The sequence below is a fragment of the Anaerolineales bacterium genome (genome assembly GCA_003105035.1).
GTDB lineage: Bacteria > Chloroflexota > Anaerolineae > Anaerolineales > UBA4823 > FEB-25.
In genome coordinates this window covers 49,447-70,428 of record PQAL01000028.1, presented here as the reverse complement: position 1 = coordinate 70,428, position 20,982 = coordinate 49,447, and the positions used below count along the sequence as shown (strand labels likewise).

The window sequence follows — 20,982 nt, the reverse complement described above, 5'->3', positions numbered from 1 at the left end:
TTCGCAGGTAACTTCCTTCATGTGCCGCATATGACACGTGATATTTACGCCCGGTTGGTTTCTGCCCGCAAAACACCTGTGCTCGGAAGCATTGCTTATTACATTTTAAAACTTCTCGGGGTAGAGATCCCTCGCTCGGTGGTGGTGGGAGATGGTCTTGAGCTGGCTCACGGAGGTTTTGGGGTGGTAATCCATTCAGCCAGCACGATTGGAGCACGGGTGAAGATATACCCAGGGGTCACTTTGGGAAGAGCGGATATCTACCGCCCCATAGAACAGTCTAAATTCAAGGGAATTGTCATCGAAGACGATAGTATCCTTTGCCCCGGTGCGAAGATCTTATGTAAAGAAGGTATCCTCACGGTCGGCAAGGGTAGCGTCATTGGCGCGAATGCCGTTCTGCTTGAGTCGACCGGCGAAAATGAAATTTGGGCGGGTATGCCAGCCCGCTGTGTGGGCACCAGGGATGGAAAGTAACCGCTCGATCCGCAGGGTATGTATCATCCCCAAAGTGCATGGTATTGGTGGGATGGTTTCCTTTCGGGGAAGGCTGGTAAATGGATTACTCGAGCGGGGGTATGAGGTCACTTTCAACCTGCGCGATACTCCGTACAATACCATCTTAGTGATTGGGGGAACGCGCGATTTAGCAGGGCTATGGCGGGCCAAACGTAGGGGAGTACGCATCTTTCAGCGGCTGGATGGGATGAACTGGATCCACCGCAAGACGCATACCGGGTGGCGTCATTATTTCCGTTCCGAATATGGGAATTTCATACTATCTACCATCCGCCAGCGGCTTGCTGACCAGATCATTTATCAGAGTGAGTTCTCACACCGCTGGTGGGAAGAGGTGTATGGAAAAACCCGGGTTGAGTATCGGGTGGTTCACAATGGCGTAGACTTGGAACATTACACCCCTACAGGTGAAGGGGATTTGCCTGCTGAACACTACCGCATCCTGGTGGTGGAAGGCACCCTGGGCAGTGGTTATGAAGCTGGTTTACAGAATGCCGTCCGGCTGGGAGAACTCTTACGTGACAACTTCAAGCGCGAAATTGAGGTCGTGGTGGTGGGGCGTGTATCCCAGGCATTACAACAGGAATGGATCGCTCGCACCAATCTTATGTTGAACTTCACCGGGCAGGTGCCAGCTGAGATCATCCCCGAAATTGACCGCTCTGCCCATGTTTTATTCGCTGCAGATATCAACCCAGCCTGCCCAAATTCTGTCATCGAAGCCCTGGCTTGTGGTTTGCCGGTAGCGGGCTTCGATACGGGTGCCTTGTCCGAGATTGTGACCGAGGGCTCAGGTCTGCTGGTGCCTTATGGCGGTGACCCTTGGAAATTGGACCCTCCCGATCTTGATGGGTTGTCCGTGGCAGTCAACCGCATTCTCGATTTTCAGGCTGATTATCGCCTCGCTGCCAGACGTAGGGCTGAAGTAGCCTTTGGGATCGATCGGATGGTGGAAGGGTATCTGGAAGCAATGCAGCTATGAACAGCGACACCTTCCCGGGCAGGCTGGGTTTACAGCAGCGGGTAATACCCACCTATCGGGCTGCTTTTCTCGATTTATTGGCTGGTTCTTGCCGGGCGGGACTGAGCGTCCTTGCCGGTCAGCCTCTTCCCATTGAGGGCATTGCACCTGTAAACCAACTGCAGACTGCCCAATTAGTCCGTATTTCGAACCGTTATTTTAGTGACCCTAGCTCGTCCTTGTTTGTCTGCTGGCAGCCAGGATTCCTGGAGTGGCTGCAAAGCTGGCAACCTGATGTCCTGATTGTTGAAGCCAACCCCCGCTATCCCACCACACGGCAGGCGATCCGCTGGATGCATGCGCAGGGCAGGAAGGTGGTTGGTTGGGGACTGGGTGCCCCAGCCATTACAGGTAGCCTGGCAGGTTTTCGTGCCCGAGAACGGTTAAGTATATTGCACTCACTGGATGCGATCATTGCCTACAGCCGACAGGGTGCTGAACAATACCGTCAATTAGGATTACCCTCCGAGCAGGTTTACGTGGCATGCAACGCCGTTGACCCAGCACCCGAATCAGCCCCTCCTCTCCGGCTAATTAAGGCAGACAGCCAACCAAATGTGCTCTTCGTCGGTCGCCTCCAGGCACGTAAACGCATCGACCTGTTGCTTCGAGCGTGTGCCAGTCTCCCGAAGGGTCTTCAACCCCACCTGGTCATCGTTGGGGATGGTCCGGAAAAGTCTAGGCTGGTAGATTTGGCTACTCAGCTCTACCCAGCTGCAGAATTCCCCGGTGCCAGGCAAGGCGAGGAACTGATTCCGTATTACGCACAAGCTGACCTGTTTGTTTTGCCAGGTACGGGCGGGTTAGCCATCCAGCAGGCCATGGCCCAAGGGTTGCCAGTGGTCGTTGCCCAGGGTGATGGCACTCAGGATGACCTGGTACGAAAAGAAAATGGCTGGCAAGTTCCCCCAGGAGACTTAGCAGCCTTAACAAATACCCTTCAACAGGCGTTGTCGGACAGGACCAGGCTCCGCCAGATGGGCGCAGCTTCCTATCGCATTGTGGCGGATGAGATCAATGTCGAAGCCATGGTTCGTGTATTTATCGAAGTGCTGAACAAGCTCCTTGAATGTAATACTCCATCATCTACGGGCTAATGGCAGATAGAGCTGGTTCATCACGAGGCAGGGGCTATCCTTTTCAAGCGGGTGTATCACTCCCGAGATGATTGCCTGTGAGATGAGATTAAGCCAGATTTTAGTCTCCGTCGGTACCGCTGGATCTGCTTCATGGAAGGGGGCGAGCCCGACTCCACCACTTTCAAGGTTGTAAATGACCGATCCCGATGTAAACGTCCCCGAAACCACGTCGGAAATCGTCAGGAATACTGCATTATCTGTACGCTTCATCGCACTATTTAAAAGATATTCGGCCCCTTCGACAGTACCCGTCATGAATAAGGTATAGTATTCGTCGGTGTCCACACCGATTGCCCATACTCCAGATTGGGTTGTGGTCAGGATGGCTCCGTCACCGGTAGGCCCAGCTACTGCAAAAATCACGTCTGCTCCACGTCCAATCATTCCTTGAGCGTATTCAGAACCAAGTTTTGGATTATAAAAGTCATTTGTGTAGCTGATGATCGTGGTGATTTCTGGATTGGTACACAAAGCTCCATTTTCATATCCTTCAATGAAGGGAGTTACGGACGGGATTTCCCAACCACCCAAAGCTCCAATGGTGTCGGATTGACTCATTCGGCCTGCCAACGTACCAGCCAGGTAGCCGACTTCTTCGGAGGCGAATAACAGCGAGCGAAGGTTAGTCGGGTAGATGCTAGATGCTGCATCAACAATAGCGAAATAAGTGGTGGGATAAGCAGCAGCGGCTGCGGAAATTTCTTCCTGAGTCAGGAAACCCACACCGATACACAGGTCATTGTCATCTGCAACACACTGCGTCGTTTTTAACTCAATCTCGCCTTCGTTGTTCGCTATGTACAGGTTTCCGATAACAGAAAACTCTGTTTCTGCACGTACCAACCCCTGATAGCTGAGCCAGTTGAAGCCATTATTCGTAATGGATCCGAGGATGATCATACCTACTTTTGTGTTTGCTGCTTTGGCTGAGATGGTATGCAGGCTAAATAGTAATCCAGTCACGATTAACAAAGCTACACCACTGATTACTATCAGGGAGCTCGCTCGCCAATATTTCTTTACACTTCTTAAGTTTGAAAACAGTCCGTTCATGACACCCTCCTCATTTCATGATCTCTCGGACATGAAGAAACTATGTAGCAGAATCCATCCCCCAATTGTGCTTAATTGTAATCCTAATAAAAAGTGTGTCAACTGGTTATTAGGACATATTTCAAACTGGCAAGTTGATGGTAACTTTTGTGTATTTTCCTGGGATACTCTCCCAAGCCAAAGAGCCACCGATGATGGCCATCAGCGTGCTGTGTAAGCTCATCCCATGGCCATCCGCATGAGGAGCGATCATCGCGGGATTAAAACCAATCCCATCATCCAATATCTCGATGAGTATCCCATCCCTCCATTTCATGCTGATGCACAGGTTGATGGGCTGGTCCGAGCCGGGTAGCCGGCCATGGTGGGCAGAATTGCGTACGGCTTCGCGAGTGGCGTGATAGATGACATTCATCACAAGGGGGGTAAATGCATGCGAATTTTTAGCAACCCCTTCACTCACCTGCCATGTTACAGTATTAAAAAAATGTTCAAAATCGTGGGCAACCGAAGATTTCAGCGCTTCGACCAGCCCTAGCTTGGCTAACTCAGGATCCTGCACTGCTGGTAGATTACGCATCATATCTGAAAGCTGGTGGTGGATCTCACCCATTTCCTGCACGGCTTCTGGGTTGCCTGCAGGTGAGCCAGATAGCTTGATCATCAGCGAGTGGATACGTGGCAGGATGTCGTCATGCAAGGTACGTCGGGTTTGCTGGTCCACCACCCGGGTCTCTGCGAGATGCTGGCGTTCAAGCTGCATTAGCCGGTGGGTAAGCTCGTTGGTAGCTTTGCTATCGATCAATCGCTCTCCCACTGTCCGTGCAATGTCAATTTCCTCCTGAGTGAACAGTCCTGCATTTTGTTTGTCACCCAGGATGAGCATACCGATCAAGCCACGTTCGCTCCATAAAGCAATCGCCAGGGGATTCTGTCCCAGGTGTTTCGAGCCAGGTAGCAGCTGCGGGACGGCACCCAGCTTGGATGTGCTGATGGCATGGATTTCCTGCTCGATACCCTGATCGTCTTTCGAGTCGACTCGTTCGGGAAATGAGATTTTTGTTCCAGCCAGCGGGCCAAAGATGCCCAGCGGCACCAGGTAGGCTTGCCTGATTCCCAATACATCCTTACATAAGGTATGGAAGGCATTTGTAATTTCACGATTGAAGGCTTCCGGGTTTCGAAAGATAAGCTGATCATACAAATGTTGGCTGGTTAGAAATGGACGCAGGCTTTTGAGGTGGTTTTCCTTTTCAACAAATGAGTGCCAGCCCACCAGTGCATAGATTCCTGTGATCAGGAAGATGCTTATCAGGATCAGGTAGATCGATTCGAACTGGTTAACCAAGGCAAAGGAGGCAAAAACTGCGTAACCAAGTGAAAGGACAATCGCCCAGTACCAATACCTCTTTAACCCCTGGCGGGGCAATATTTTCCCGGTAAAGATCTCGTACGAGATAATAGCTTGACCAATCGAGATGATGGTTATCGCCAGCAAGACATCGATGGCCAGATCAAAAATTGAGATCGCTTCGCTGAAAACTGAAGCACTAATTCCCTGGTTCGATTGATAAATCCCCCACATGATGATGGCGCCTACGGATAAGCTGACAAATAGCAATGAAAGCGTTGCTGCCTGTAGCCAGGGTCGTGCCCGCTGGCGGGCAAGCTGCCCCATTAACCGCACAGGCATACCTGGATGAAGCAGAACATCCAGGGAAAAACCCATACAAAGCAGTAAGTAAATGGGATATACGACCATCAATATGGGGATATCCCCGACAGCGAGAACCTCACCGAGGTCCAGCTGAACGGCCTGGTTGTAGGATGGTAGGGCATTAAAAATGAGGATTAATCCCACCGTACTGATGGCTAACAAGGTTGCCAGGATCAATGGGATCTGATGCCGCTGCCTAATCGAGCTGTGTGGATCATCCCAAAAGCTGGAATACCAGAGCATCACCAGGTACCAGGCATAGGGCATCGTCACAACGGGGATCCAGCCCGTCTGCCACATCAGGTTCATCCTGGCATCGGTTTGCAACGGACCAGCGCTCAGGATGGCTGTATGGTTGAGGAAGAACAGGCTGCCCATCAATAATCCTGCTCCTGCTATCCATACGCCCGGCGTGCGACGCTCTGCGTTTAATAACACCGTCAAACCCAGCCATAAAAGCAGGATGGTATTGAATATCGAGATAGCCAGGACCATCCAGTTTAGTAGTATTTCAGTGGACATGTTACTGAGAGATTATATCTAGACGATCATCGATAGGATTATCAATCTGTTGACGCCCTGTTATACCTTTCCTTCGATTATCTCACCATTATCGTCCCAGTACAGGATTTTCCTCTCCCGCATGATGATGGCGGCCCGGGTCCGGGCGACTTTCTCATCGGTGGTGGATAGGTTCAGTCCCCAAACGCTGTAGATCTGGCCATTGATACGGCTGATAGTCCGTTTATCCCTGAACCCCATGCGCGTGGCGATCTGTTCATTTGTCATTCCATCGGCGAGCATCAGTGCCACTTCGCGCTCATTGGGTTCAAGCAGGTCGAGCGGGTTGTTCTCATCTCTAACCTGTACTTCACGTACTCTGGCATCGATCTCGGGATCAATATAATTTCCCCCGCTGGTAGCGATTTTTAACAAGGGCAAGAGCATTTCGGGCAGCAGGAAGTTGGATTTTTTTACATAAGCATAATTGGAGAGGATGCCTGATAGCCTGAATTCGCGATAATAGTTATCTTCATCCTGGATGGAGTAAAAAACGACCGGGAAGCGTGGAAATTCACGACGGATGGCGATGGCAGCCTGGATGCCATTGAGGGAGCCTGCCAGCTGCACGTCCATCAGGATCACCGAACAACTCAAGTCGAGCTCAGTCTGCAGGCAGTATTCAAGGATTTCTTCCCCGCTGCTACAGTCGTATCTGACGGATACATCCTGAAGAGCCTCAAGCCCCGCCTTGAGGGCGGGGCGGAGGTGCAAATTATCTTCAACAAGCAGAACTGAAAACATGCTATCTAAATATCAATGGTAATGCAAGGACCAAAAAAACCGACCAGATCAAATAAACCGTGGTTGCCCTGCTAAAAACATGCTGCAAGCGCTCATGCCAGGCGGGGCTTGTTTTCGTGAACTGAGTATAAATCAACACGAACAGGATGGCAATGTTGATGATATTCCAGCCAATGATTGTCAACCTGTTCAAGGTGAGCACATCACCAACTGTCCGGTAGACTACTGCCGAGAGGGCGTAAAGGCTGACGACCAGTGCCAGGATGGCGACTGCCAGGATCCCCCTGCGTAGCCAGGTTTGCAACTTTTCCGACAGGTCGTCTAATTTTAGTGGTGTGGCACCGATGAGTAGGCCGATGATGGCGAACTGCATCACGTTATAAACGATGAGCAGGTTGCGGTTCTGGAAAGGCGCCATGAAATTGAACGGGATGACCAGCAAATATATGACCAGCACAATCAATGTGAGTGGCAGCAACAGTCGCATCATGGTGAAAATAAACTTGCTCAACCCCTGGCTGAAATCTTGAGCTTCTGGTTGTAACAGTGGATCGTACATCGTCGCCACAGCCATGATAGGGATCAGTCCAAAACCACCAGCTACTGCTAGCCGCATGAGGACATCTGGGAAGGTGACATTCAGGGCGGCGAACATGGCGATGGTGATCATGCCGAACGCTACCCCAAAGATCAGGTAGACGCCGGCAGTGATGATCACCTCGATGGATTTAATCAGGAAGGAAAATCGGTTGTTGGTTGATGATTTAAATTTCAACACTGCAATTCCCAGACCCATCCAGCATAAGAGCGGTAACACGAAGAGCATCAGGATGAGATAATCGTTGCTTGGGTAGCTAGACATACGGGGTGCCATCACTAGCGCGTATACGCCAGCCACGATCAAGGCAAGGGCAATTAAACCTGTATATAGATAATTTCGTTTGGATATCGCTGACAGGAAAATCAAGGTTGGGATGGTCGCGATCGGTGACCAAAGGAGGGTGATGTATGGCGCTCCGTTTTTAATAGTCAGGCTAGGGTCTGAAATCGCCCACAGGATCGCCCCCGTGACGAGGCCGAGGATCACTGCCAGCAGCCAATTGGTTGTCCGTTTTACTTTTAAGAGCGGCATCTGCATAAACCGGGCGTTCCAGGCAGCTAACAGGATATTATCCGGGCTCTTATCGAATACTTCCTGAAAATCCGTACGGAATTCGGCTTCTTCATTAGCTTGTCTGGCGCTCTGGTATAGGCTTTCCAGGTTTTCGGGCGAGTTTAAAAATGCCTGGATGTTCGTGGTATATTTCATACGGTTTTCTCCCTTAAGAACGAAATATCGAATGCTGATAACTTCAGGTGATAATAGATAGGATAAGGATTTCCACCTGCAATGTCAAGCACTCAGGTGCCTTGGGCTCTTTGACACTGGCTATTGCTTTTCTGGCAGAAATGTTGTACCCTTTGGCAGATGAGAATCCTGTTTGTCGCTGATGGACGCTCGCCGATTTCCCTGAATTGGATAAACCATTTCATCCAACCCGGTTACGAGGTGCATCTAGCGTCTACATTTCCGTGTGAGCCGGTGGCTGGTTTGGCATCCATCAATACAATCCCGTTGCCCATGGAAGGCATGTATAAAGGTAAGAATCGAACCGCCAGCAGCCGTTTGTTACGCCGGATCCTGCCGGTCAAGTTCCGCACGCTGATCAGGCATCGATCTGTGCCATATGCATTACCCCGGGCAGCAGAATACCTGGTCGGGTTGATCAACTCGATCCAACCCGACCTGGTGCATGCCATGCGTATCCCTTATGAAGGCATGCTGGCAGCTATGGCAATGCAGGGCAGCGTAAATTGGACAAGCAAGAGAAAGAAACCACCCTTGATAATCTCGGTGTGGGGCAATGATTTTACTCTGCATGCCCGCTCGACCCGCCCGATGTATGATCTTACCTGCCGGGCGATGGCTTCAGCGGATGCCCTGCACACGGATTGCCAGCGTGACCAACGCCTGGCGGTTGAGTTCGGCTTTGAGGCAGCGAAGCCCAAGATCGTGCTGCCCGGTGGAGGAGGTGTGCAGATGGATATTTTTTATCCAGCCACCAGACCTGAACCAGCCAGTCAGGCACCGAGAACGAGCGACATGTCGTTGACGGTAATTAATCCGCGCGGTTTTCGGGCATACGTCAGGAATGACACGTTCTTCAATGCCATTCCCTTGATTCTTGAAAAGCATCCGCATGTCCGTTTCGTCTGCCCGGCAATGGCTGGTGAAGCCCAGGCTGAAAAATGGATGGCTGAGCTAAAGATCTGTCAGGCTGTGGAGCTGCTACCGCCGCAGAGCAAGCAGCAAATGGCAGACCTGTTCAGGCGGGCTGAAATTATGGTATCCATCACCACCCATGATGGCACCCCAAATACCATGCTGGAAGCCCTGGCATGCGGATGTTTCCCAATCGCCGGGGATATCGAATCCTTGCGGGAGTGGATCACGCCAGGGGAGAATGGTTTTTTGGTTGATCCGGGCGATCCCCGAGCTCTCTCGGGAGTAATTCTCAAGGCGATCGCTGACTTACAATTACGTAAGCAGGCAGCGGATAAGAACCTGGCAGTGGTTCGCGAACGGGCAGAATATGGCCGTGTGATGCAGCTGGCAAGCGAGTTTTATAACTTCTTATTGGTTGACCGGTAAGCTTTCTTCTCTCTCCCAATCGTTCTAGCACCAACATCCAGGATTTAGTAACTGATAGCAAATATTTCCTAATTATGATGCGCGGCCTTCCCCATTAACTGCCTCGATAAGAAATGGATGGTCAGATACAAGGGCAGATAAAAATTAAAATTTGGGAGGCTGCCAGCTACTTGAGAAACTCCTCAGGCAGTGCCTGGACTTGAACAATAAACCTGCGGCCATCATCGAAATGCCCGTTGAAAACCCACATGGGCTGTACCACCAACCAGGGCACCAGATTAGGGTCATCTGCTGCTGATGGATTACAACGGTCAAGGTTAATGGCATCATATGCCAGCTCGACCGTTTCGATGGTAAGTGTGCCTTGCAGTACAGCACCGGGGTTCGAAGCCAGGTCCTGGCTGTGATCCAGGACGGGTACTATGGCGCTATCCACGATACCATCTGGCTGCGCAGTACCAGCGATGTCCTGCATAAGAGTGTATCCGCCCATCTGCTGGTCAGGGATGAGGTAGCCTTCGATTTCGATCAGGTCACCCAGCCTGCCAATGATATTACCTTCCGCTCCCCATACTAGCGAGGATTTGAGCACGTAGCTTTCTCCCGCCAAAGTGGTGAATAAAACTACGTCCTGCCCATCAAGGTTGGTGATCTGCTCAGTCCCCGACCAGGCCTGGATCTGCTCACCAGGGTAGACAGGTTCAAATCGACTCACTTCCACATACACGGTATTCGGTTCCAGGCGATCTACCTGCCCCCAGATGCGGATGGGGAGGTTGTTATATTGCTCAATGCCCTTTAGGTTTTCGCCAATCAGGGAATACACCCAGTTTTGGTCCGGGGAGGACGAAGGGTCAGGAGATAAGATCACATCCAGTGAGGTTGAGCCACCCAGGTAGATGTGTTGTGTCACGTAAACCCGGCTTTCAACAGCATCCAGTGCATCGCCAGGTTTATAAGGCGGGTCTTCCTGAACGGTTGCCTGGCTATCCTGACCATCAACATTGAACTGTGAAAATCGTCCGCCGCCAAAGTCGGCGTTGGCTGATCCACCTCCACCACTTCCACCTCCCCCACAGGAATTGGAAGCTCCATAAGATAAGTGCATTTGCCCGGTCTCGATGAATTTCCAGTTCAATGCAGGTTGATTGGCCATCAGGACCACTCCCTGGATGCCCACCTGCATTCCATCTGGAATGTCAGGCGGGGGTTCGATCAACAGAAGGGTACGGACAGGGTTGACGAGAATAGTTTGGCCTGCCTGGGTGGTGAGCGTGCCGGTGATGTATTCATCAGCCAAGGTTGAGTCTTCCCAGCCCTGGACTCTCAAGGCGACGCCATCTGTGGGGCTACCTTGAATCTGTCCCCAGGCATGCACGAAGCGAATATCATATGGATTGTCGGGGACGAGGCCGGTGATGTCCCCGATGAGGGGCAGGTTATTGATCATCACCAATGGCTGTGTGCCTACCTCCGCTGGCTGGTGACCTTCCACCCAGCCGTAAATTTCTGTCTCTTGCCCTGGCTTGTATTTATGCAGCCAGGTCTGGTAGGAGTTCTCCCCTTCCGGAGAAAGCACCGCATAGCGGGAGTGTTGGAAGCTCGTATCGGCGGTAAATCGCTCCCAGGCTTGCTCTGCGGTGAGTATGGGATATTCTCCAATTGGTAGATATTCGTGGTCGCTGTACTGTACCATGGTCACATTACCGGGTGTGTTAACTTTAACATCTATCCAGCCAATATTGCTGCGATCCACGCCGATTTCTTGGATCACGGGGAAACCATCCAGCAGAGGGATGAAGGCCACCATACCCCGTTCGGTTTCCATGGGGACGGTCCGATAAGGCATATCCAGGATACCCAGGGGCTTCAGGAAGCTCTCAGCAATCGATACCTGTTCATCAAAGGATGGCAGGGGACCATTATCCATTAACGCACTGCCATAATTTGGACTGGCATACCCCACGGTATAGATAAACTGATCGGGGAAGTTCAAAAAGCGGATAAAACGCGCCCCGTCCATGACGTCAAAGATGGTGTCGTTCATTCCTTCACTGGGTGATGAATAGACCCCGCCCGCCACGCCCCACTCGTTTGCAACCTGCCGGGCGCTTTCCGCATTGACTGCCTCTGATAGTTGCTGCTGGTACACCATCATTTTTGTGGGTGAGCTGGGGAGGGAGGCGGCGAAGGTGATCAACAGGTTCGGGAATTGGCTGGCAGGAGCATTGGGAAGATTCGGCGCAGCGATGGTGGCTGGCAAAGCCTCCCATGGCCCCGAACAAAGACTGCCTTGAGCGGCTTGCTGCCATGTGCCCGTTAATTTCTGGCTTGCAGGATCATAAGAGCCATTAATTTCCATGGTCAGCTGACCATCCCGGTCAAAGGTTGAGTAGGCTGTAAACTGGTTGCCAGTGAATAGCCAGCTCGAAGCATCCACAATTTCCGAGGTTTGAGTGATCTCACCACAGCTCCAATTGGTAAACAGGTAATCAATGCGCGTGATCCTTGCAGGTGCTTCATCTACAGTGAAAATAAGTTGACCAAAATCGGTAGTGGCACTCCAGGACCCGGTCAATAAACCCTCAGCTGTGTTGGCGATGACCGCTTGGGTAGGTGTGATCACCTGGCTCGCCTCAAGGACAGGTGAGGTAGGTTCAACTGTGGTTTCTTCTGCTGGTACCTGGGAAGGGATGGGTGCCAGGGTCTTAATGGTCCAGGCAAGGCTGGCGATGAGCACAATTGCCAGGGCACTCCATCCCAGGCTGCGTAGCGTGACAGCTCGACTATCTTTACGCTTGTTGCGCTTCAGGGCAGGTTGAATTTCATCATACACAGCAGCCACCCGTGAGCTGCTTGAATCTTGCTCTGGCCAGCGGTTCCTTAATTCATGTTTTAAATTATGATCAAGCGTTTCGAGCTGTGCCGCGTATGCCCGGCATTCACCACAATCTTGCAGGTGCTGCTCAAGTGTTTCCGCTTGAGCATGGTCCAGTTTACTATCCAGAGCTTTTGAGATCAGTTTCCTGGCTTCGGCATGCGATAGTTCAACGGGTAGTTTCATGGAATGCCTCCTGGGTAGGAGCTGTTGGACCAATCAAGGTTTGTAATTTATTGCGAGCATAATGAAGCCGCGAATGCACAGTACCCTCGCTGATATGGAGCATGTTTGCAATATCTGCCGCACTTAGCTCGTGCACATAGCGCAGGATAATCGGCAGCTTGTGCTTTTCATCCAGCTTATCGACAGCTTTCCAGATACTTTCCTTAGCCTCCTTGGTGATGGCAGATTGCTCGGGTGAAGGAGTCTGATCGGTCAGCAAGTGCAGTGACAACAAAGTATTGTGTAAGTAGCGCTGGACTTTACGCTTGCGCAGCCTGCCACGACAGACATTAATGGCGATCGAAAACAACCAGGTTTTCGGATTGGATTCGCCCCGGAAATCAAAAATTGAGCGGTGCGCAGCGATAAAGGTCTCTTGGGTAGCATCATCGGCTTCATCCAGATCGTCCAGGATAGAATGTGCCAACCTGCGGATGGATGGATAATAATCACCCAACAGCTTCTCAAGCTGTACTTGTGTGTCGAGGTGCTCTTGTTGGGCTATACGTGCCATATGGGTCAGTTGGAAAGTGTCATGATTGGGCATCTTGAGAGATTAGACGCGCCAGACGACGAAAACCTTCAATTTCTTGGGTTGTAATAAAAAAGTGACGGAATTATAGCTGATAAAACCGGATGGATAACCGTGATAATGTGGAATTCTAAACAAACACTCTGGCTTGGGCAGGATGTGAATTAGCGTAATACAGGAATTGGCGTGCTAACAGCCTAATCAGGTCGTATGCGATATCCCCTGATCGGTGCGCGCTTGTATGGCAGCTGACAGTTCTCCTGTCATAGCTGCGCCAGAACGATACTGGTAGGGCCACATGCTGCGTAAATGAAAAAATGCTACTCGATCGCCGTTGTGTAATACGTGATCTAAATCGGGCTGTAAACCTGGTAATGCACTCAAATTACCATTGATAAATGTGATCCCCCGTTTCTCGGTGGGTAAGGCAAGTTTTGCCAGTAAATCCCTGACTGTACTACCCGCGTTCAGGCTTACTTGAATATTGGCATAGCTACCCTGGTTAGCTTCACCGCTAAATTGCGATAAATCTCCATACAGCCATGTGTCAACTTTAATTTCCATCAACCTAACCCCCACCAACAGGAGGGAAAAAACCTACCTCGTCACCTGGTTGCAGGATCCGATCAAGGTCGCAAATCAGTCCATTGACGAAGGCAACTTTCATCTCCTCCGCAGGAATACGCAGCCGGTCAGCTAATTGACGCAAGCTCGTTGAGGGAGGAATATCGACCTCAAATGGAGTACCAGGTAATCCGCCGGGCGAGAATCGAGAAAGTGAGGCAAAGAGTTTGATGGTGATTACCATGAAACAGCCTTGAGCCAATTGAGATAGATCAGAAATCTATTCTTGCATCAAGGGCAGGGTAGGCTGACTACCCTGCCCAATCAGCTAAGTGCTTAAAGGTTCGTAAAAACCGAATCCAATGCTTCGTCAGTTACTTCGAAGACCTGATTATGAGGTGGAAGCGGCTCAGTCTTCATAAACTCAGGAACCCGGTCAGCCCCCGTTCCGATACCAGCAGCTTTGTTAAACTGGCGCTCCTTTTTAAGGACAGCATCGCCGTATTTCGCAACATCGGCAGTGGTCCAGCTTGTGCCAAGCACCCCATTGCATTCTTCCACCATGCCTTCAAAACCAGCCACGATATCCAAAATCGGGAAGGCGATGAACAGGCAATGCCCGGAAGAATCGATAAACGCAGTGGCTGCCTGGAAAGCACGGCTGAGCTCAGCCTTGCCATCTGAGGTGAGGGGATCAACTTTTCCGGCTACACCGATAATTTCCGGAGCGATGGTATAGCCTGCCGTGTGATCGGCACCCATGGGAGTAGTGGCATAGGTGACGCCGATGCCCTTTACAGCGCGCGGCTCATAAGCTGGCATAGATTGGCCTTTCACGGTAGGCACGTGGGTTAACCCATATACTTTACCGGTGACATCCGTCCCACTACCTAAGACGCGCCCGAGGGGAGTGCCTTTGCCCATTTCTTTAACGAGCTTGATGGCACCATTTCCATCTCCAAAGGGAATCACGCCAGCTTGCATGGCAACCGCCAGGGTTGTACCCGTCTCAATGGTATCCAGGCCGTAATCATTGCACAGGCGAACCATTTCGGCAATATCATCAAGATTGTCAATGCCGCAATCAGCGCCTAATGCCCAATCAGATTCATATTCAACGCAGGAAACATGCTCCGAGCCATCTGCCTTATACCACGTGTTTGAGCATTGGATGATGCAACCGGGGCTGCACGCGTGGTTGTACAGCTCCTTGCCCAGTCTCTGCTTATTGCCTTCGAAAATTGCTTCACCGGCTATCTTGGCCGCACCTTCAAAACGCCCATCGGTGAAATTACGGGTAGGTAAGCCACCGGCCTCATTCAGAATGTTGATTAGGACGGCTGTTCCATAGGTATTCAGGGCTCCCTTAGGCTTTGTCAGGTCATGGGTTTGGATTGATTCAGTGATCTTCTTCCTGCCCTGTTCGAACAGGTCAGGATTCGCCATCTTTACTCCCGGAGCACCTTTACAATCAAGAATTATGAACTTTACGCGTTTGCTTCCCAGGACTGCTCCCATGCCGCCTCGGCCTGCATAGCGAGTGGCACGTCCCGCCAGGTCGTTGAATACGATGCCTGAATTTGCATAACCGCGTTCACCGGCAATACCACAACCACCAATTGCGACAGTTTTTCCAAAGCGCTGGTAAAGTTTTGGAAATACTTTGGCAAGCGGTTGATTGGTATATCTGGTCGCATTGAAAAATTTTACTTTTGGTTTAGCGGATTTCTTATCATACGAGAGATGTAATCCCCAATAATCTCCATTTTGGTGTGGTTGCCCCTCGAGGATCAACGCCCGGATGTTAAGGTCTGCCAGATCAGAACCCCAGGCTGTACCCGCATTGGATTCCTTGATTCCTCCCGTGAGGGGAGATTTAGCACCCACAGAGATACGGGCAGAGGTGGGGGCTGGAGTACCGGTAACGATCCCAGGTGAAAAAACGACTTTATTGTTGTTTCCCAATGGATGGCAGAGAGGCGGGACTTCTTCTGCAATGATGGTTGAGGTGAGTGCTCGCCCGGCCAAGAACTTGTACGCTTCTGGTAATTGCTCCACCCTGTAAGACTGATCATTCATGTTAACCCGGAGAATCCACATATCTTCCTCCTTTGACGCAATGACTGATTTGTCTGATACTATTTCTGGCGGCCGGACAGAAATCGGTCGTTAATAATTAAATGGAATCCAATGCACCTCCATTCTTCTTGCTAAGAAATTTGTTTTTATCGACGTGGGGGCGTTATGTTACATCTATTCTATGACTTTAAATATGGATTGTCAACACAATTGGAAAAAGCAAATTCAGAGGAGTGGACTCAATGGATGATGATAGTCCTCTACATATTTGGGAGTGGGTCGTTTGTTGAGCTACCAGGCAGATATTGCCACTCCAGGTCCAACTGCTGGCGGATATGGGCAAAGATGGCTGCAGTTGGAAGGTGATCAGGGCAAGACTGCTCGCACATTCCGCAGCCAGCACACGAGATCAGCCAGCGCATTATTTGCATTCGGTCATAATGTCCGTTGGTGTCGCGGTGAGGCTTATCTACAGAACAGATGGGACACACGTCCATGCAAGCCTGACAGTCTCCACAACCTTCCAGCTGCGCGATGACCGCATCCACATCGGAGGGTAGCAGACTGCCCAGACCCTCATTAACTCGCTCCATTGTCCGTTGATGGCGCTCAACCATCTTTTCTACGATATGATCATGCTGCAGGATTAACCCTCCTTCTGCAGGCTTGAGAGTGATATTTCCGCGGTTGATTCCGCTGGCAAACGCTTCCTTTGAGATGGATAACAGCAGCTGCTGGCGGACAGGCAGCCCCAGGACTTGAATATTTACGTCTGCCTGACCCGCAGCCGGCGAGATACACACCTGGCAGGCTGGACGATAGCGATATGGGATGACACCGCCTTGCCTGGCAAACTTCAAAGCTTCCTGGGCGAGCTCATCATTTACATCAGGAGAATCAATCTCACCCGATACATGCTGTTTTGCCATCCGTTCGAGTCGCCACTCGTATTCATCGGCTGGCAATGTTCCCAGGCAGTCAACCGTGATCGTTAGTAGATGATCCAGGTTCATCTGGGTATGCTTCGTCATTTCGATCAAGGCGCGCAGCTCACAGGGTCGTAGCAGCGCACCAATCCATGCATGCGGATGATTGTCGAGAATCCCAGGTATTAACCTGGCAATATTCATCTCCATGAGAGGCTTGAATGGATTAATCCGGTCAATGGATGCTTTATCGGTAATAAACCTTGGGATAACTCTCGACTCTCTACCATCGGGCATGGTCACCAACATACCTGCCAGGTCAGCCAGGGACCAGATTTCCATGAGCAGCTCCCTGACGGTTCCAAGCGGGTCGCCATGGGTATCAAGTGACCATTGGGTGTTCATCACATTACCTCCTCGCTCACCATTAATCACCTAACTATACAGCCAACCGTCTCTCCAAAACCTCTGCAATGTCCATTACCTGTAACTGTTCACCCAATCCCTTGGAACGGATGGCATCGTCGAACATAATCAGGCAGTAGGGGCAGGCGGTTGCGACCACGTCTGCCTTCACCTCTAGTGCATCGCCCAGCCGCCGGTGATTAATGCGCGTGTTGGGATCCGTCTCCAGCCACATCTGCCCACCGCCGCCACCGCAGCAGAAGCTGTTTTCGCCCATGCGAGGTAGCTCGATGGGAGTCATGTCCGCCATTTTTAACAGGCTGCGGGGCGCCTGATAAATCTGGTTATAGCGGCCGAGGTAGCAGGAATCATGGTAGGTTAGTCGTCCTTCGACCTTGTTCCCGTCGGGTGAGAGAAACTGGTTCAGCCCCAGCTCCAGCAGGAATTCTGTGTAATGCTGTACTTTATACGCACTCCCAAACTGGGGGTACTCGTTTTTGAGCGTATTAAAGCAGTGGGGGCATTGGGTGACGATACGGTTGAATTTTATTTTGCTCATGGCTTCCAGGTTCTGTTCAGCAAATACCTGGAACAGGTATTCATTACCCATGCGACGGGCTGTCTCTCCGCAGCAGGTTTCGTCGAAACCCAGCACCCCGAAGTTTACGTTGGCCTTTTGTAACAGGTGGACAAAGGAGCGGGCGACCTTTTTGTTACGATCGTCGAAAGCGGAAGCGCAACCCACAAAATACAGCACATCAGCTTCATCTCCAGGGGCAAGCTCGCGTAAGTTCAAGCCGTCAGACCAATTCAGGCGATCTTGAGCCGGAATACCCCAGGGATTACCCTGGCGTTCAATATTGCGCAGCGAATCGGCGACCGATTTAGGCACCTTCCCGCTGGTGAGTGCCTGGTAGCGCCGCATATCCACCACTTCATCCACTGGATTGATCATCGCCGGGCAGCGTAATATACAGGCCCCACAGGTGGTGCACTGCCAGGCGTAAGAATCAGTGAATACCTCTCCGAATATCTCTTCATCGGACTTTGGTTTGGATGTCCCGATGGAATCGACCATGCGCTGGCGCGTTCTCTGGATGAGCGTGCGGGGTGAATAATCCATCCCACTGATAGTGGAAGGACAGGCATCTTCACAGCGACCGCAGTTAAGGCAGGCATCAAAAGACAGGAGCTGTTGAGAGGTGAATTCTGAAACCTTTCCGACACCCAGCACTTCAGCTTCATCGATGTTCTTGATTTTTTCGATCTCGCCGGTTTTACGACGCGGGTGCAGAATGATATTCAGGGGTGTGTTCACCAGATGACGCATCTTGGTGAATGGGATGCTGGCAACCAGGATCAGGGCTACACCGGCATGGGTCCAAAATAAGATGTCATGTAGCTGAACCGCACCAACAGGCGTCAGCCCCATGGCTGCCAGGAGGTTCGCCACCAGGTTCCCGATAGGTGACCATGCCCTCCAGGGTGGGTTGGCGGAGAGCAGGCGAGTCGCTTCGGTAATAAAGCCGATGATGGGGATGAGTGCCAGCATCGATAAAGCATAGTAATCATCCCAACGGGTTTCAAGATATTTGGGTCGGATGAACAGGCGGCGGATGAACGCCATGGTCACCCCAAGTAAGATCATAACCCCGGCGATGTCCATGATCAACTCATAGTACAGGTAGGCTGTGCCGCGGGGGAAGGTGATCACCCAGGGGAAGAACAGGAGCATGTTGAGGATGTTGATGACCGTGCCAATAACCTGGATGGTTACTCCCCAGAAGATCATAAAGTGCATTATTCCGGGATAGGCTTTCTTTAATATCCTCACCTGACCGAGGACGTGAACAAAGAAATCACGGATGGCAGGTGAGGCTTTCGCCCAGGCTGCCTGGAGGCGGTTGGTGCCTGGTGTGGCAGGTGCGGGTTGTGTAGTGGCTTGAGCAGTCATGCTGCACCTCCAATGAATATTTCGTCACCGACTACGTTGACCGTGATGGGGGTTAATCCTAGCGGAGGAGGTCCTGCGATCACGTGACCATCGATGGGATCGAAATATCCATCATGGCAAGGGCAGTAGATCTGACCCTTGGAGGCTTCCCATTTGACAATGCAAGCGAAATGGGTGCACACTGCTGAAAAGGCATGCAGCCCATCAGAGGCGTTGATCACGATTGCCGGGTAACGGCCGTAATTGATGGTTTTACTTTCACCGACTGGCAGCTCACTGACCTTACATACCAGGACTGGTTCTGAAGGGGTTTCCTGCAGATTCTTGGGATAGAAATAGGCAACCACGGGTCCGGCAATTACTGCGGTCCCGGCGACTACCAGGGTTCCTTCAACCAATTTAATGAAATCGCGGCGGTTGATTGGGCTCATGGCTAACTCACCTCTCCCCAGATGGTCAGGGCAATGATGGTTATGACCGCTACTATGGCGAAGATCATGCGGATGCGGTAAATTTTGCGGGATTTGTCAGGTTTGCGATCAATAAATGGCCATAGAAAGATCAGGCCAACCAACACGATCGGTACTACAACCCCAATGATCTTCCCCTGGATGCCCAGCACGATGGGAGGGATCTTCTTAAGGATCTGGTACAGCGAGAGGAAATACCATTCTGGTTTGACGTGCAACGGCGTATTGAGTGGATCGGCTGGCTCTCCGACACCGACGGGCTTAAAAAGGGCAATGAGGCCGATGATCAGCACCACTCCTAATATCCCCAGCACGACGTAGAATTCGGTCTTGATGTGATCGGGGTAAAAGGGGATGGTGTCTTCAGGTTTGTGTTCGATTTCAGACATGGCTGTTCTCCTCAGCGACTTATAAGGGCTTTGCGATCCCCTGGCGGCGGATCATGAGGAAATGGGCGAACATGAACGCTACGGTTGCCAACGGTACTACGATCACATGCAAGCCATAGAAACGGCTGAGCGTCTCTCCGGTGACGTTCCATCCCACTCTCAGGTATACCAGGGCGAGGTTGCCAATGGCAGGAATGGCACCAGCGATTTCGGATCCAACGGTCGTGGCCCAAAAAGCCCGCTGATCCCACGGCAACAGGTAACCGGTAAACCCAAACACGAGGGTGAGGATCAGCAGCAGGACGCCTGAAACCCAATTCAGCTCCCTGGGTCTTTTGTATGCCCCCATGATGAACACACGCAGCATATGGGCAACGCAAACGACGATCATCGCATTGGCACACCAGTGATGGATTGCCCGGATCGATGAGCCGAAATATACCTGAGTTTCGATATACTGGATGCTAGCGTAAGCTGCCTCAGGCGTTGGTTTATAGTAGAAAGCCAGCAGGATGCCCGTAATCCCCTGGACAACAAAGAGAAATGCTGTTATCCCCCCCAGGCAGTAAAACCAGCGCAGGGCGTATTTTGGAACGGGTTTTTTAAGTACTTTAGTGAGGGGTTCAGATACCTGGTAGCGCTCGTCCACCCAACCCACTGCCCTTTGGCTGAAAGGCTTCCAGGGAGAGCGGGTTACCCAGGTGCTGGCGCTGCGGTAAACACCAAAAACGAATACCAAGCCCAAGCCGCCAAAGAGGATCCAGCGACCCAGCGGTGTCCACAGGCCTTTATTTTGGCCCAAGATATGGCAGCTCAGGCAGGTATCTTCGGCGGGGGGTGGAGGGGTTACGGCAAGCTGTGGACCAGCTGAAATGCTTTCAGCTAAAGCCCAATCCGGTGATGCGGCTGGTAGCGTGTCTTCTCCTGCTGCAGGAGAATTCGCTTGGGCATGTGATGTGATGAAGATGATAAGCCCAATCGCGACAACCAGCATCAAAATAATGCCAAAACGCTTCAGAGACAGGAATCGCATGGAGCCACCTCTTATTCAGCTGGTATGTAGAGGGCAGCAGGAGGGTTTCCCCTGCTTATTGTGACAAAACGCACATTAATA

Annotated in this window: 18 protein-coding genes; 4 read left to right on the top strand and 14 right to left on the bottom strand. The window is 51.4% G+C overall.

The genetic code is table 11. From position 1 onward, the window contains the following. The first annotated feature begins 30 nt into the window (after positions 1–30). From C3F13_12020 to C3F13_12010, 3 genes are read left to right on the top strand one after another with little or no spacing between them, the layout of a single operon-like run. Positions 31–477, top strand: a complete 447-nt coding sequence (locus C3F13_12020) for a hypothetical protein (protein ID PWB52248.1) — start codon at positions 31–33, stop codon at positions 475–477. Further along, positions 392–1,501 (top strand): hypothetical protein, encoded by a 1,110-nt coding sequence (locus C3F13_12015; protein PWB52247.1) that lies wholly within the window; start codon positions 392–394, stop codon positions 1,499–1,501. Before C3F13_12020 ends, C3F13_12015 begins: the two co-directional genes overlap by 86 nt. Then, positions 1,498–2,637 (top strand): hypothetical protein, encoded by a 1,140-nt coding sequence (locus C3F13_12010; GenBank protein PWB52246.1) that lies wholly within the window; start codon positions 1,498–1,500, stop codon positions 2,635–2,637. The genes C3F13_12015 and C3F13_12010 overlap by 4 nt, the downstream gene beginning before the upstream one ends. Here C3F13_12010 and C3F13_12005 read toward each other — a convergent pair. The 4 genes from C3F13_12005 to C3F13_11990 form a co-directional block, all read right to left on the bottom strand. Then, entirely contained in the window at positions 2,623–3,732 is a 1,110-nt protein-coding gene (locus C3F13_12005; protein PWB52245.1) for a BMP family ABC transporter substrate-binding protein, read from the bottom strand. The genes C3F13_12010 and C3F13_12005 overlap by 15 nt on opposite strands. A gap of 121 nt (positions 3,733–3,853) precedes the next feature. After that, entirely contained in the window at positions 3,854–5,944 is a 2,091-nt protein-coding gene (locus C3F13_12000) for a hypothetical protein (protein ID PWB52244.1), read from the bottom strand. Between the two features lie 87 nt (positions 5,945–6,031). Further along, positions 6,032–6,754 carry a response regulator gene (locus C3F13_11995; protein ID PWB52243.1) on the bottom strand — a complete coding sequence of 241 codons (723 nt, stop codon included), beginning with the start codon at positions 6,752–6,754 and terminating at the stop codon, positions 6,032–6,034. A gap of 1 nt (position 6,755) precedes the next feature. Then, the gene (locus C3F13_11990; GenBank protein PWB52242.1) at positions 6,756–8,063 is read right to left on the bottom strand and encodes a hypothetical protein; all 1,308 of its coding nucleotides are present in this window, start codon (positions 8,061–8,063) and stop codon (positions 6,756–6,758) included. A gap of 159 nt (positions 8,064–8,222) precedes the next feature. On the opposite strand from C3F13_11990, the gene C3F13_11985 reads away from it, so the two are divergent. Then, the gene (locus C3F13_11985; protein PWB52241.1) at positions 8,223–9,446 is read left to right on the top strand and encodes a hypothetical protein; all 1,224 of its coding nucleotides are present in this window, start codon (positions 8,223–8,225) and stop codon (positions 9,444–9,446) included. Positions 9,447–9,612: 166 nt separating this feature from the next. Here the strand turns inward: C3F13_11985 and C3F13_11980 are convergent, their stop codons facing one another. The 10 genes from C3F13_11980 to C3F13_11935 form a co-directional block, all read right to left on the bottom strand. Then, entirely contained in the window at positions 9,613–12,510 is a 2,898-nt protein-coding gene (locus tag C3F13_11980) for a hypothetical protein (GenBank protein PWB52240.1), read from the bottom strand. Beyond that, positions 12,494–13,096: a hypothetical protein gene (locus tag C3F13_11975; protein ID PWB52239.1), complete on the bottom strand. Its 603-nt coding sequence runs from the start codon at positions 13,094–13,096 to the stop codon at positions 12,494–12,496. Before C3F13_11975 ends, C3F13_11980 begins: the two co-directional genes overlap by 17 nt. A 186-nt stretch (positions 13,097–13,282) precedes the next feature. Next, on the bottom strand, positions 13,283–13,645 hold the full coding sequence (locus C3F13_11970) for a hypothetical protein (protein PWB52238.1): 363 nt from the start codon (positions 13,643–13,645) through the stop codon (positions 13,283–13,285). A 4-nt stretch (positions 13,646–13,649) separates the two neighbouring features. Beyond that, complete coding sequence (locus C3F13_11965) at positions 13,650–13,889, bottom strand: hypothetical protein (GenBank protein ID PWB52237.1); 240 nt, start codon at positions 13,887–13,889, stop codon at positions 13,650–13,652. A gap of 92 nt (positions 13,890–13,981) precedes the next feature. Further along, positions 13,982–15,745 (bottom strand): aldehyde ferredoxin oxidoreductase, encoded by a 1,764-nt coding sequence (locus C3F13_11960; protein ID PWB52236.1) that lies wholly within the window; start codon positions 15,743–15,745, stop codon positions 13,982–13,984. Between the two features lie 239 nt (positions 15,746–15,984). Continuing rightward, complete coding sequence (locus C3F13_11955) at positions 15,985–17,055, bottom strand: hypothetical protein (GenBank protein ID PWB52235.1); 1,071 nt, start codon at positions 17,053–17,055, stop codon at positions 15,985–15,987. 34 nt (positions 17,056–17,089) lie between these two features. After that, entirely contained in the window at positions 17,090–19,009 is a 1,920-nt protein-coding gene (locus tag C3F13_11950) for a hypothetical protein (protein PWB52234.1), read from the bottom strand. Beyond that, positions 19,006–19,440 (bottom strand): hypothetical protein, encoded by a 435-nt coding sequence (locus C3F13_11945; protein ID PWB52233.1) that lies wholly within the window; start codon positions 19,438–19,440, stop codon positions 19,006–19,008. Before C3F13_11945 ends, C3F13_11950 begins: the two co-directional genes overlap by 4 nt. Before the next feature lie 2 nt (positions 19,441–19,442). Further along, entirely contained in the window at positions 19,443–19,868 is a 426-nt protein-coding gene (locus C3F13_11940; protein ID PWB52232.1) for a hypothetical protein, read from the bottom strand. 19 nt (positions 19,869–19,887) lie between these two features. Next, on the bottom strand, positions 19,888–20,862 hold the full coding sequence (locus tag C3F13_11935; GenBank protein PWB52282.1) for a hypothetical protein: 975 nt from the start codon (positions 20,860–20,862) through the stop codon (positions 19,888–19,890). Positions 20,863–20,982: the final 120 nt, after the last annotated feature.

Bases quoted from the DNA above. Each gene is read 5' to 3' on its own strand.
- C3F13_11970 (PWB52238.1), bottom strand. From the start codon at position 13,645: ATGGAAATTAAAGTTGACACATGGCTGTATGGAGATTTATCGCAATTT.
- C3F13_11940 (PWB52232.1), bottom strand. From the start codon at position 19,868: ATGTCTGAAATCGAACACAAACCTGAAGACACCATCCCCTTTTACCCC.
- C3F13_11960 (PWB52236.1), bottom strand. From the start codon at position 15,745: ATGTGGATTCTCCGGGTTAACATGAATGATCAGTCTTACAGGGTGGAG.
- C3F13_11990 (PWB52242.1), bottom strand. From the start codon at position 8,063: ATGAAATATACCACGAACATCCAGGCATTTTTAAACTCGCCCGAAAAC.
- C3F13_11985 (PWB52241.1), top strand. From the start codon at position 8,223: ATGAGAATCCTGTTTGTCGCTGATGGACGCTCGCCGATTTCCCTGAAT.
- C3F13_11945 (PWB52233.1), bottom strand. From the start codon at position 19,440: ATGAGCCCAATCAACCGCCGCGATTTCATTAAATTGGTTGAAGGAACC.
- C3F13_12020 (PWB52248.1), top strand. From the start codon at position 31: ATGACACGTGATATTTACGCCCGGTTGGTTTCTGCCCGCAAAACACCT.
- C3F13_11955 (PWB52235.1), bottom strand. From the start codon at position 17,055: ATGAACACCCAATGGTCACTTGATACCCATGGCGACCCGCTTGGAACC.
- C3F13_11975 (PWB52239.1), bottom strand. From the start codon at position 13,096: ATGCCCAATCATGACACTTTCCAACTGACCCATATGGCACGTATAGCC.
- C3F13_11995 (PWB52243.1), bottom strand. From the start codon at position 6,754: ATGTTTTCAGTTCTGCTTGTTGAAGATAATTTGCACCTCCGCCCCGCC.
- C3F13_12015 (PWB52247.1), top strand. From the start codon at position 392: ATGCCGTTCTGCTTGAGTCGACCGGCGAAAATGAAATTTGGGCGGGTA.
- C3F13_11980 (PWB52240.1), bottom strand. From the start codon at position 12,510: ATGAAACTACCCGTTGAACTATCGCATGCCGAAGCCAGGAAACTGATC.
- C3F13_12005 (PWB52245.1), bottom strand. From the start codon at position 3,732: ATGAACGGACTGTTTTCAAACTTAAGAAGTGTAAAGAAATATTGGCGA.
- C3F13_12000 (PWB52244.1), bottom strand. From the start codon at position 5,944: ATGGTCCTGGCTATCTCGATATTCAATACCATCCTGCTTTTATGGCTG.
- C3F13_12010 (PWB52246.1), top strand. From the start codon at position 1,498: ATGAACAGCGACACCTTCCCGGGCAGGCTGGGTTTACAGCAGCGGGTA.
- C3F13_11935 (PWB52282.1), bottom strand. From the start codon at position 20,862: ATGCTGGTTGTCGCGATTGGGCTTATCATCTTCATCACATCACATGCC.
- C3F13_11965 (PWB52237.1), bottom strand. From the start codon at position 13,889: ATGGTAATCACCATCAAACTCTTTGCCTCACTTTCTCGATTCTCGCCC.
- C3F13_11950 (PWB52234.1), bottom strand. From the start codon at position 19,009: ATGACTGCTCAAGCCACTACACAACCCGCACCTGCCACACCAGGCACC.